This window comes from Phreatobacter sp. GW821-FHT04C01 (genome assembly GCF_059420385.1).
Genome location: NZ_JBWKTP010000002.1, coordinates 269,661 through 282,539, shown reverse-complemented (window position 1 = coordinate 282,539; position 12,879 = coordinate 269,661). Strand labels below are relative to the sequence as shown.

At 67.0% G+C, this 12,879-nt stretch carries 8 protein-coding genes; 5 read left to right on the top strand and 3 right to left on the bottom strand.

The features are described from left to right. Positions 1 to 84 precede the first annotated feature (84 nt). Complete coding sequence (gene serA / locus AC07WJ_RS08270; protein WP_494934083.1) at positions 85 to 1,332, bottom strand: phosphoglycerate dehydrogenase; 1,248 nt, start codon at positions 1,330 to 1,332, stop codon at positions 85 to 87. 221 nt (positions 1,333 to 1,553) lie between these two features. Beyond that, a complete protein-coding gene (locus AC07WJ_RS08265) occupies positions 1,554 to 1,997 on the bottom strand; it encodes a MerR family transcriptional regulator (protein WP_494934082.1) in 444 nt (147 codons plus the stop codon). Positions 1,998 to 2,409: 412 nt separating this feature from the next. On the opposite strand from AC07WJ_RS08265, the gene AC07WJ_RS08260 reads away from it, so the two are divergent. The 3 genes from AC07WJ_RS08260 (at position 2,410) to AC07WJ_RS08250 (ending at position 10,128) form a co-directional block, all read left to right on the top strand. Then, positions 2,410 to 6,111, top strand: coding sequence for a hypothetical protein (locus AC07WJ_RS08260; RefSeq protein ID WP_494934081.1), 3,702 nt, complete (start codon positions 2,410 to 2,412; stop codon positions 6,109 to 6,111). A 108-nt stretch (positions 6,112 to 6,219) separates the two neighbouring features. Continuing rightward, positions 6,220 to 9,441 (top strand): bifunctional cytochrome P450/NADPH--P450 reductase, encoded by a 3,222-nt coding sequence (locus tag AC07WJ_RS08255; RefSeq protein WP_494934080.1) that lies wholly within the window; start codon positions 6,220 to 6,222, stop codon positions 9,439 to 9,441. Between the two features lie 141 nt (positions 9,442 to 9,582). Next, positions 9,583 to 10,128 carry a GNAT family N-acetyltransferase gene (locus AC07WJ_RS08250; RefSeq protein WP_494934079.1) on the top strand — a complete coding sequence of 182 codons (546 nt, stop codon included), beginning with the start codon at positions 9,583 to 9,585 and terminating at the stop codon, positions 10,126 to 10,128. 110 nt (positions 10,129 to 10,238) lie between these two features. Here AC07WJ_RS08250 and AC07WJ_RS08245 read toward each other — a convergent pair whose 3' ends face one another. Next, positions 10,239 to 10,754, bottom strand: a complete 516-nt coding sequence (locus AC07WJ_RS08245) for a hypothetical protein (protein WP_494934078.1) — start codon at positions 10,752 to 10,754, stop codon at positions 10,239 to 10,241. A gap of 340 nt (positions 10,755 to 11,094) precedes the next feature. On the opposite strand from AC07WJ_RS08245, the gene AC07WJ_RS08240 reads away from it, so the two are divergent. Beyond that, positions 11,095 to 12,354, top strand: coding sequence for a DUF445 domain-containing protein (locus AC07WJ_RS08240; protein WP_494934753.1), 1,260 nt, complete (start codon positions 11,095 to 11,097; stop codon positions 12,352 to 12,354). Between the two features lie 90 nt (positions 12,355 to 12,444). After that, positions 12,445 to 12,867 carry a phasin family protein gene (locus AC07WJ_RS08235; RefSeq protein ID WP_494934077.1) on the top strand — a complete coding sequence of 141 codons (423 nt, stop codon included), beginning with the start codon at positions 12,445 to 12,447 and terminating at the stop codon, positions 12,865 to 12,867. Positions 12,868 to 12,879 lie beyond the last annotated feature (12 nt).

Here is a 12,879-nt window from a genome sequence, read left to right as displayed (position 1 = left end):
TTTGCAGGGTTGATCGCGGGTTTTCGCCCGTGCCGTCAAGCGCCGATGACGACGCGCCGGGAGACAGAGGCCGCCGCGCGCCGATCAGCCGCGGCTGTAGAGCAGCCTGCAGCGGATCGTGCCCGACAGCCGCCGGATCTCGTCGAGCACGCTGTCGGCGTCAGCCACCGTGCCGTCGGCGTCGAGCACGACATAACCGACATCGCCGTCGGTCTGGTAATATTGGGCCGCGATATTGATCTCGCGGGCGGCGAACACGTCGTTCAGGCGGCGCAATTCGCCCGGCAGGTTGCGCTGCACCTGGATAAAACGCGTGCCGGCAGGCCGCACCGGCAATTGCACCTGGGGGAAATTGACCGCGCCCCAGGTCGAGCCGACATCGGAATAATCGACGAATTTGCGCGCGACTTCCGCGCCGATCCGCTCCTGCGCCTCCTCCGTCGAACCGCCGACATGCGGGGTCAGGATCACATTGTCGAGACCTTGCAGGGGCGAGGCGAACTGGTCGGCATTGGACGACGGCTCGATCGGGAAGACGTCGACCGCGGCGCCGCCGAGGTGGCCGCTCTTCAAGGCCTTGGCAAGCGCCTCGAGGTCGAGAATCGTGCCACGCGCATTGTTGATGAGATAGGCGCCTTTCTTCATCGCGGCGATCTCGGCCTTGCCGATCAGCCCCTGGGTCCCCGGTGTTTCCGGCAGGTGCAGCGACACCACGTCGGCGCGCGCCAGGAGATCCCTGAGGTCGTCGGCCGGTTCGACATTGCCGTGGCGCAGCTTGTCGGTCTGGTCGAAATAGATCACCCGCATGCCCATGGCTTCGGCAAGCACGGCAAGCTGCGAGCCGATATTGCCATAGCCGACGATGCCCAGCGTCTTGCCGCGGATTTCGTAGCTCGCCACCGCCGACTTGTCCCAGCCGCCCTCGTGCGCCCGCACCGATTTCGGGAAGATCCGGCGGAACAGCATGACGATCTCGGCAATCGTCAGCTCGGCGACGCTGCGGGTGTTGGAGAACGGTGCATTGAACACCGGCACGCCGGCCCGATTCGCGGCGACCAGGTCGACCTGGTTGGTGCCGACCGAAAAACAGCCGATGGCGATCAGCCGGTCGGCCGCCGCCAGAATCTCCGGCGTGATCTGCGAACGCGACCGAATGCCGAGCAGGTGGACCCCGCGCACCGCCTTGGCCAGTGCCTCGCCGTCGAGCGCCTTCGGCAGGCGCCGGATATTGCTGTAGCCGGCGTGCTGCAGCAGGCCGACCGCCGTGTCGGAAATGCCTTCCAGCAGGAGGATCTTGATTCGGTCCTTGGGGAGCGACAGTGCGACCGTCATGGCGTGGCCCTCATGCTGTGCATCGGCTTTTTGGCTTCGGCTTCGCGGCACGCCATCGCAGGAAGTGCGAATGGCCGCAAGTCGCCAATGCTCCGTCACGGCCGAAAGCGGCCCAGATATACGAAAACCGCCGTGGGGTCCTGCGCCCCCGCGACGGTTTTCGTATGCGACAGAGATGATCCCGCGGCGGAGGCACCGGCGCGGGCGTTGGGGTCAATCGCTCACTTCGAGCGGTCGATCATCGCGTTCAGCGTCTCGTGAGTACGCTTCAGCTCGGCGATCGCATCCTCGATCTCACGCTTCTGCTGTTCCAGATGGGTGATCTGCTCGAGGCATTTTTCGCGCGACAGCTTGAGCTGCTGGTCGGCACCGGTATCGTGGCGCTCGTGCGCCTCGACCATTTCCGAGATCTCGGCCAGCGTGAAGCCGAGGCGCTTGCCCTTCAGGATGAGCTGCAGGCGCACGCGGTCGGTCGCGCTGTAGAGGCGGGTCAGGCCCTCGCGCCGCGGCGACAGCAGGCCCTTGTCTTCATAGAAGCGCAAGGCCCGCAACGTCACGTCGAACTCACGAGCCAGGTCGCCGATCGTGTAGACAGCCGGGCCGCTCTTGGCGGCTTCGGCGTCGTCTTCGATCCAGAAGACGTCGTCGTCGTTGTTGCGTGTCATCAAAGCCTTCCGTTCCATTTTTTGCTCCGTCCTCTAGCTCGAGGGGATACGATCGGGTGGGATGGCTCACTCATAACCGATAGGGACGTCTCAAAGGGCAATGCACCGCTTTCCGATAGGTTAGTTACCGTTAGGATAGGGCTCGAATCTGAGCTCCATCGCAAGGCCGGGGAGCACTATGTGTGATTCTATCAGTTAACAGGCAGGAACCAAAGTTAACAAAAATTTGTCGCCGTTAACCCGTCCTTTACCATGATTGCCAAGATTGCCAGATGGGAGTGTCCGCTGCCGCGACAAGGATTCGCAGGAAGCGGGTACCCTGGACGCAACTCGGTACACCCCGACCGGGGCGTTGCGCCCGATCAACCGCCAGGCGGGTGGGAACGTTATGCGGCACACCGTTCCATGGAGTGTGAAAGGTGTTGATCACGACGCCCGGGAAGCAGCCAAGGAGGCTGCCCGGCGCTCGGGGCTGTCGCTTGGCGAATGGCTGAACACCGTGATCGCGGATCAGGCCACCGAAACCGGCACGGCTGACACCGATCCCGGCATGTCGGCGGTGACCCGACGCCTGGAAACGATCACCGAGCGGCTTGATGCCGCGAATCGCCGCGAATCCGACACCGCCATTCCGCGCAGCCGCATGGCCCGCGACGACAGCACCGACATCGTCCGGGCGCTGGACGCCGTGGCGCGCCTCGCCGAAATCTCGGAACGCCGGTCGGCCGCCGCCATCGAAGCGGTCGAACAACTGGCCAACGCGCGCAACCTGGCATCGCCGCGCATCGAGCCGGCGCCGCGGGCGCAAGCCACGCAGCGCGAAGCCGTGCCAGCCGCGCCAGCCGCGCAGCGCATGGAAACAGCCGTGCCGGCCGTCGAGCCCGACGTGCCGCTGGCGACCCGCGCGGCCGACAGCTCGCCCCAGGCCCAGCTCGACGAGATCGCCCGTTCGATCCGCGCCATGAATGCCGGCGTGGCCGCCGGCCATGTTGCCGAACGCGCCAGCCAGGCACCGCCGCGGCTGTTCGACCAGGATCTGGACGCGACCGTCGCCGAGATCGCGGCACGCCAGCGCGTCCTCGACTTCGATGCCCCCGAGGCGCTGCCGCTCGTCACGCCCGTTCCGCCCGCGGGCTTCGTCCGCGACCCGGCCCAGAACGAACGCCATGCCCCCTCGCTTCCCCAGCAGGGCCTTGGTCCGCTCGCCGAGCGGCTCGATTCGCTCGGCCGCCGCATGGACCAGATCCTCAAGGATCCGCTGCCGCGTGAGGCCGGCCCCGACCGGGCCGCGATTTCGGCCGAAATCCAGAAGCTGTCGCAGCGCATCGACACCGTGAACCGGCCGCCGAGCGACGGCCTGGAGCGCGAGCTGAAGGCGCTCTCCGGCCGCATCGAGGCCATGCGCAAGGAGATGGCTGCCCGCGAAACGGCGCAGACCGATCTCGCCGTGGCCGATCTGCGTGCCGATATCGCCCAGCTTGCCGCCCGCCTCAATGATCTGGCGCCGCGCCGGGCCGTCGAGACGCTGGAAGCCGAAATTCACGCCCTCGGCGACCGGGTCGCCACCGTCAGGGCCCAGGGTATCCCGGCCGAGGCGCTCGAACATCTCGTCGCCGAATTCGAACGCACGGTGACCAGCCTGACCCCGGCCGAGGGCATCGCCGAGGAGCTGAAGGCGATCTCGCGCAAGCTCGACATGGTCAAGGCGCGCGGCGGCGACGACGCCAATCTCGACCGCCTGACCGATGAAATCCTGTCGGTTCGCGAGCTGGTGGCGGGCGCCGCCACCCGCGATGCCGTCGAAGCCCTGGCCGACCAGGTCGCCACTCTTGCCGACCGTCTCGAAAACGTCGTGCCCGCCCGCAGCGAAAGCCATGCCGAGGCGGTCACCGCGGCGATCGAAGCCCGCATCGAGGAAATCGCCAACCGGCTCGAAAAGGCCTCGCGCCGACCGGCCCCGGCCGTGGCCGCCGCCGTCAACCCGCAGCTCGAGGAAGCGCTCAGGCGGCTCGCCGACAAGCTCGAAGAGAGCCACAGCCGGTCCGGCGATCCGAAGGTCCTGGGTGAGCTCGAAAAGCACATCCTCGCGCTGGCCGCCAAGATCGACGCCTCCGACGCACGTTTCACCCAGCTCGGCACCATCGAGCGCGGCCTCTCCGATCTGTTCGTCCAGATGGAGGAAATGCGCTCGAGCACCATCGACGCGGCCGAGCGGGCCGCGCGTGGCGCGGTGGCCGATCTCGGCAAATCCGGGCGCGCCCCGAACGCCCAGGTCGATGCGCTGAAGAGCGACCTCGAAAGCCTGCGCACCGCCCAGGCCGCCAATGAGGAGCGCACCCACGGCAGCCTGGAAGCCGTCCACCAGACCCTCGAACGCGTGGTGCGGCGGATCTCCGAGCTCGATCCGGCGGTCCAGGCTCCGGCCATGCCGCCGGCGACGCCGCCGGTCTTCGCCAAGCCCGTATCGGAGCCGCCGGCCGCCAAGGCGGACGTCGCCCAGCGCCCGCCGGAGGCCGCCCCGCCGGCCGCGGCGGCGCGTCCGGCCGCCGCCCAGGCACCGCGCGTTCCCGCGGCTCAGCGCACGGAAGCGCCGCCGGCCGCCCAGCGGACCGAGGCACCGGCGGTCGGGGTCGACCTGCCGCTGGAGCCGGGCTCCGGCGCGCCGCGTCTGCGGCCCCCTGCCCCCGGTGCCGCGCCGATGGGCGGTTCCAAGGCCGATTTCATCGCCGCCGCCCGCCGTGCCGCGCAGGCTGCCTCCGAGTCCAGCATTTCCGGCCCCGTGCCGGCAGATGACAAACCCCGGTCCCTCATCGCCAGATTGCGCGGCAAGGTGACCAGGCCCAAGGCCGAATCGGTGGACGACGTCACACCGGCCAGAGCCAAGGTCCGTGTCGCCCGCGACACGGCGAACCTCGCCCCGCCGGTTGCAGCCGCCGCACCGATCGATCCGATGATCGAAAAGGTGGGGTCGGACATGGAACAGGCAAGCATCGGCTCGCGCCTCGCCGCCAACCGGCGCACCATCATCGTCGGCATTGCCGCTGCCCTCCTGGTCGTTGCGGCGGGCCTCTCGACGATCTCCAACCTGCGCCAGAAACCAGCCGAGGACGGCGCCACGCCGCCGGCGCCGAGCGCGGTGGCTCCGCAAGGCAAGATCGATACCCAGCCGGCGCCGATCGCCAGCGCCGAGCCGCGCCAGGTGGCGCCCAGCGAATTGTCGCCCGCGCTGCTGTCGCCGGCCGCCACCGAGCCGCCCGCCGGCATGGCGCCGGCCGCCCCCGCGCAGGCCCCGCAGGACGACAACAGCGCGCCCGCGACCACCGGCTCGGTGCCTGCGTCGCCGCGCATCATACCGCCGGGCATGACGGTCTCGCCGGCCGGCTGGCAGTCGGTCGGCCGGGCCGGCGAGCGCCAGACCACGATTCCCCCCGCCCTCAAGGCAGCCGCCGAAGGCGGCAACCCCGCGGCGGCCTTCGAACTCGGCACCCGCTACCTCGATGGCCGCGGCGTTCCGGTCAGCGCCACCGAAGCGGCCAGCTGGTATCAGCGCGCCGCCGACGCGGGCCTGGCTCCCGCGCAATACCGGCTCGGCAGCCTTTATGAAAAAGGCACCGGCGTGACCCGCGACCTGCCGGGCGCCCGAAGCCTCTACGAAAAGGCGGCGGAGGCCGGCAACGGCAAGGCGATGCACAACCTCGCGGTGATGTTCGCGCAAGGTGCCCTCAGCGAACGCCCGGATTACCGGACCGCCGCGCAATGGTTCCGCCGCGCCGCCGACTATGGCGTCGCCGACAGCCAGTTCAACCTCGGCATCCTCTATGCCCGCGGTCTCGGCGTCGATCAGAGCCTCGCCGAGAGCTATAAGTGGTTCGCCCTCGCCGCCCTGGGCGGAGACCAGGACGCCGCCAAGAAGCGCGACGAAGTCGCCGGCCGTCTCGATCCGCCAACCCTGGTGGCGGTCCGCCTGGCCGTGCAGACCTTCGCCGCCAAGCCCGAGCCGGAGGGCGCCGTCAGGGTCACGCCCCCCGCCGGCGGCTGGGGCGACGAACCGCGTGCCGCGGCCACCACCCCGCCGCCTCAGCGCCGGACGGTGCACCCGGTATCGTCGCGCTGAACGCCTGATCGCGCCGAAGCGCAAGGCCACGCCGCCCTGCCTTCGCGTCGTGGTTGACAGAGTGCCGGCCCGCCCCCTCAATGCTTGAAAACATGAGGGGAAACATCCATGGCCGCAGCCAATCCGCTGGCTCCGATCCCGCATCCGCCGAAAAAGCCGATCGTCGGCAATATGCTGACGGTCTCCAGCGAGACGCCGCTGCAGAGCCTCATGCAATTGACCCGCGAGAACGGGCCGATCTTCTGGCTCGACATGATGGGCACGCCGCTGGTGATCGCCTCCGGCGCCTCCCTCGTCGACGAACTCTGTGACGAGAAGCGCTTCGACAAGGCGGTGCGTGGGTCGCTCAGACGGATTCGCGCCATTGCCGGCGACGGCCTGTTCACCGGCGACACTCAGGAAGCCAACTGGGCCAAGGCGCATAATATCCTGCTGCCGACCTTCTCGCAGCGCGCCATGGTCAACTACCTGCCGATGATGCTGGATATCGCCTCCCAGCTGATGCTGAAATGGGAGCGCCTCAACGCCGAGGACGAGGTCGACGTCGTCCACGACATGACCGCGCTGGCGCTCGACACCATCGGCATCTGCGGCTTCGACTATCGGTTCAACTCATTCTACCGGCGTGACTATCACCCGTTCATCGACGCGCTGACGCGCACGCTCGAGACCTGCATGATGCAGCGCGGCCTGCCGTTCGAGAACGTGCTCTTGAGGAAGCGGCTCGGCCAGCTCAAGACCGATGTCGACTTCATGAACAAGCTGGTCGACGACATCATTCGCGAGCGCCGGCGCGGCGGCCAGGGCGGCAGCCAGAACGACCTGCTCAACTACATGCTGGCCGGTGTCGACAAGCAGACCGGCGAAAGCCTGTCCGACGAGAATATCCGCTATCAGATCAACACCTTCCTCATCGCCGGCCACGAGACCACCTCGGGCCTCCTGTCGTTCACCCTCTATTTCCTGCTGAACCATCCGGATGTGCTGGCCAGGGCCTATGAGGAGGTTGATCGCGTGCTGGGCACCGATATCGGCGTGCAGCCGACCTTCGCCCAGGTCAACCAGCTGACCTATGTCGCGCAGATCCTGAAGGAGGCGCTGCGCCTGTGGCCGACCGCGCCGGCTTTCGGTCTCTACCCCTATAAGGACGAGGTGATCGGCGGCGAGTACAAGCTGAAATCCAAGACCTTCGTCACCGCGCTGACCTTGATGCTGCATCGCGATCCCGCGGTCTGGGGCAGCAATCCCGAAGCTTTTGATCCCGACCAGTTCTCGCGCGAGGCCGAGGCCGAACGGCCGGTCAATGCCTACAAGCCCTTCGGCAACGGCCAGCGCGCCTGTATTGGCCGCCAGTTCGCCATGCAGGAGGCCGCCCTCGTGCTCGGCATGATCCTGCAGCGCTTCCAGCTGTTCGACCACGCCAAGTACCAGCTCAAGATCAAGGAAACGCTGTCGATCAAGCCCGACGGCTTCAAGATCAAGGTCAAGCCGCGCCCCGGCCGCACCCGCGGCACCACGATCGCGGCGGCCGGCGCGCCGGCGGCGGCTGCGCCCGTCGCCGCGACGGCGGCTCGGCCCAAGCATGGCACCGCGCTGACCGTTCTCTACGGCTCCAATCTCGGCGCGACCGAAGAGGTGGCGCGCGCCATCGCCGAATCAGCCGAGACCAACGGCTTCGACGTGACCCTGGCCGAAATGGACAGCCATGCCGGGCGGCTGCCCAAGGACGGCGCGGTGGTGATCGCCTGCGCATCCTATAATGGCGGTCCGCCCGACAATGCCGCGCGCTTCGCCGCCTGGCTCGCGGACGCGACCGACCCGGCGCTGCTCGCCGGCGTCACCTATGCGGTTTTCGGCTGCGGCAACCGCGACTGGGCCTCCACCTATCAATCGGTGCCGCGCCAGATCGACGAGCGGATGGCGGCGCTGGGCGCCCGGCGCATCCGCGACCGTGGCGAAGGCGACGCGCGCGAAGACCTCGACGGCCAGTTCCAGACCTGGTTCACCGGCCTGTTCCCGGCAATCTCCGAGGCGCTCGACCTCGGCATCGATTTCAGCGAGAGCCCGGCCGCGGCCCCGCTTTATGCGGTCGAAACCCTGGAGCGGTCGGCCGCCAATCCGGTGGTCACCGCCGCCGGCGCCCGGCCGATGACCGTCGCGGTCAACCGCGAGCTGCAGATCAAGACCGGCAATGCGCCGTCGGATCGGTCCACCCGGCATATCGAGGTGGTGCTGCCTGAGGGAGCGAGCTATCGGCCCGGCGATCACCTGAGCGTCGTGCCGGTCAATGGCGAGGCGCTGGTCGAGCGCGCCGAGCGCCAGTTCGGCTTCGGGCCGGACAGCCAGATCCGCCTGCGCACCGAGGGCGGCCGGCGCAGTGCGCTGCCGATCGACGTAGCGCTGCCGGTGCGCCAGTTGCTCACCGAGTTCGTCGAGCTGCAGGCGGTCGCGACGCGCAAGCAGGTCCAGGCGCTCGCCGACCACACGCGCTGCCCGATGACCAAGCCGAAGCTCGCTGCGCTGGCGGCGGACGTCGAACCCGGCGGCTACAAGAGCGAGATCTGGACCAAGCGCAAATCGATCCTCGATCTCCTGGAGGAGTTCCCGGCCTGCGAACTCGGCTTCGGCGCCTTCCTGGAAATGCTGCCGCTGATGGCGCCGCGCTATTATTCGATCTCGTCCTCACCGCTGGTCGCAACGGACCGCTGCAGCGTCACGGTCGGCGTGGTCAGCGGGCCGGCGCGCTCCGGCCGCGGCACCTATCAAGGGATCTGCTCCAACCATCTCGATCGCCTCGGCGAAGGGGCGACCGTCCACGCCATGGTCAAGGAGACCAAGGCCGGCTTCCGGCTGCCCGACGATCCGGAAAAGCCGATCGTCATGATCGGCCCGGGCACCGGGCTCGCGCCTTTCCGCGGCTTCCTGCAGCAGCGCGCCCGGCTGAAAGCCGAGGGCCGATCGATCGGACCGGCGGTTCTGTTTTTCGGCTGCCGCCATCCGGACCAGGATTTCATCTATCGCGACGAGCTGGAGGCTTTCGCCCGCGACGGCATTGTCGACCTTCATGTCGCTTTTTCGCGGCACGACGGCAGCCGCACCTATGTGCAGGACCTGGTCAAGGCCGAACGCGACAAGCTGAAGGGGCTGATCCAGGCCGGCGCGATCATTTTTGTCTGCGGCGACGGCAGCCGCATGGAGCCGGATGTGAAACGGACGCTGGTCGGCATCTATTGCGACGACAAGGAGGTCTCGCTGGAGGAAGGCGAGGCCTGGATCGATCGCATGGGCCGCGACAATCGCTATGTCCTCGATGTCTGGGCCGGAAGCTGAGGCGTCGGGACGGGCGCCGGCATCATGGCGATGCCGGTCAGGTCACATGGTCGCATTGACTTGTATGCTGCAGCGCACAATATACGCCATCTAGGGAAGTGAGCGCCCTCGGGGATTCGGATCCACGAGGAGACCGCCACCATGGCACGAGCATCATCCGCGCTCGGCACCATCCGTGAACTGTCCGACTTGGAGCAGCCGCTTCATCGCGACCACCTCATCCGGCTCGATCCGGAGGGGCGCAGAGACCGTTTCAACGGTATCGCCGACGACACGTTCATCGCGCGCTATTCCGTACGTTGCTTCGCCGGCGCCACCCGCGTCTTCGCGCTGGTCGACCATGACGGACACGTGCGCGGCACGGGCGAACTGCACCCGCCGGAAGGCGACGAACCGGCCGATATCGCCTTCTCGGTGGAGCCGCAGTTGCGCCGTCAGGGCATCGCCTCTCGCCTGTTCCAGGCGGTGATCGCCGCCGCGCGCGCCGAAGGTTTCGACCGGCTCAGGATCACCTCGTCGAGCGACAACCAGGCCATGCGGGCGCTCGCCCGCAAATTCGGCGCGAGCTTCGCCTTCAGTTATGGCGAGGCCGTCGGCACCTTGCTGGTCGCGCCGCCGCCGCTGGCGGCAGGCAATGACGGCAAGGCGCTGCGGCAGGCGCGCGCGCCGGCACTGGCGGGCTGGTGAGGCCAGCCGGAACCGGCGCCTTCGACGGCGAGATCGTCAGCAACCCATGCAAAAAGGCCCGCCGGATGGCGGGCCTTTCGCATGAAGGGTGAAGTCGATCGGCTGGCGTATCAGGCGGTCTTGCCGAACGAAGCGAGCTTGCCGGCTTCGGCCTGCAGCGCCTTGGCGCCGTCGGTCGCGACCTGGCGCACGGTGTTGAAGGCGTCCTGGGCACGCACGATGTTGGTCTGGCCAAGCTCGCGAACGAAAGCCACATAACGCTGGGCCGCATCGCTCGGGCACGACGCGTCGGCCAGCGACTGGATGCCGCCGAGCGTCAGATTGACATTGGCGATGGTGGCGTCGATGACGCCGCGGGACACCGAAGCGCCGGCGCCGACAACGGCGACCAGGGCCTTCTCGACGGTCGCGGTGGCATTGAGCGCGCCCTTCTCGGCATCGGCGGCGCGCGCCTTGGCGGTCTCGGCATTGCGCTTGACGAAGTCACGGGCGGCAGCGGGAACCTGGATCTTTTCCTGGGCGCTCTTCAGCGTCTCCATGATCTGGGCAACCGGTGCGAAAGCAGTGGTCTCGGCGGTCTGGGTTTCCGCGGACTGGGTCTTGGCCTTCGAGGTCTTGTCGGTCATCGTCGTCTCCATCCTCAATTGAGCTATGGTTGACCCCGTCCATCTGCGGCCCGGGGAATGGCAAGCTTATCGCACAGCTTATTGTGCAATGCAACATAGAAAATCATTGCGATGCAACATTTATGAATATCCCTTCCAAGACAATACCTTACGAGGCAACAGGCGGTACGATTGGCCGGCTTCCGCCGGTTTCGGCCTCGCAAGATGTGCCGTTGCGGGCCTTTCCCAGCGGAGCCCGCGGCCTTATCTCGACATGCAGGTTCAGCCGGAGGTAGGCATGGCTTTCCCGGACGCAGCGCCCCAGGCCACCGCGCCCTCCCGCTTGGCGGGCGGCGGCGAAATGACCGCCCGTGACCGCGAGAAGCTCGGCGCGCTCCGGCGCGTCAAGATCGTGGCGACCAGCCTGCTCGGCGCCAGCGTGTCGCTGATGGTGATCGCCAAGCTCTTGGAGCATCGCCATCCGGCCTGGGGTTTCGTCGCCGCCTTCGCCGAAGCGGCAACCATTGGCGGCCTGGCCGACTGGTACGCCATCGTCGCCCTGTTCAAGCATCCGATGGGCGTGCCGATCCCGCACACCGCCATCATCCAGAAGAACCAGAGCCGGATCGCCGAGAGCCTCGGGCAATTCGTTGAGACCAATTTCCTCGCGCCGGGGCCGGTCGAGGCCAAGTTGCGCGAGGTCGATTTCGCCGGGCTGATCGCCACCTGGCTGTCGGACCCGGAGAAGAGCGGCAACCTCTCGCGTTTCGCGCTGAAGCTGCTGCCCCAGGCGATGGCCGGCATGGATCAATCGGGCATCAAGGAATTCATCTCGACCCGGCTGATGGAGCAGATCGGCAGCCTCAAGATCGCGCCGCTGGCCGCCCAGATCCTCACCTCCATCACCGATGACGGCCGGCATCAGCGCCTGCTCGACGAATTGCTCGGCGCGCTGGAAAAGCTGCTCGCCGACCAGGCGGCGCTCGACGGCATCCGCGACAAGATCCGCGAGGAGCTGCCCTCGCTGTTCAACCTGTTCAAGGCCGACGCCTATCTCTTGCGCAAGATCATCAAGTCGACGCTGTCTTTCCTCGACGACATCCGCGCCAACCCGCAACACCAGTTGCGCGGCGAGTTCGACCGCTTCGTCATGAGCTTCATCGACAACCTGCGCGACAGCCCCGAATATGCCGAGAAGGCGGAGAAGCTGAAGCAGGACCTGTTGACCCGTAAGGAATTGCGCGGTCTGGCCCAGGACATCTGGAAGAGCCTGACCACCTTCCTCGAGAAGGACCTGAACTCGCCCCAGTCGATGATCGAAAAACAGCTCGGCAACCTGCTCACGGATATCGGGCGCAAGCTCGCGACCGATCCCCGCATGGGCGCCGAGATCAACCAGGGTTTCGTCGTGGCGCTCGCGACCTTCGTCGAGACGCAAAAGAGCGGCGTGTCGCGTTTCATCGCCGAGCAGGTCGAATCCTGGGACATGCAGCAATTGATCCGGCTCATCGAAATCAATATCGGCCGCGACCTGCAATATATCAGGCTGAACGGCACGCTGATCGGCGGCCTTGCCGGCCTTCTGCTCCACACCATCGAGGTTGTCTTCAAGATCGCTTGAAACCTTCGGCGCACCCGCCTAGTTTTTCCAGGTGGAGCATCGACAGGGCGCGACGGTGCCCTTGGTGCAGTGCCAAGCGGAGAAGCGACCATGACTCAGACGCCTCAGTCGATCCTGGAGATGTTCACCAAGCTCGGACAAGATCTGAAGATTCCGAGCGTCGACATGGACAAGATCATCGCCCACCACCGCAAGAACCTGGAAGCGCTGAGCGCCAGCGGCAAGGCGGCGGCGGAAGGTGCTGCGGCCTTCGCCGCCAAGCAGCGCGAGATCATCGAGGCCGCGATCAAGGACATCCAGTCGGCCGCGCAGGGCTTCAAGATGCCCGGCAGCCCGCAGGAGGCGATGGCGGCGCAATCCGAATTCGCCAAGAAGTCGATCGAAGCTGCCATCCGCAACACCAAGGATGTCGCCGAACTGATCCAGAAATCCAATCAGGACGCCCTGCGGATCATTCAGGATCGCATGAAGGAGAGCTTCGAGGAGATCAAGGCGAGCTTCGCCAAGAAATAGGCGCTGGCGGAT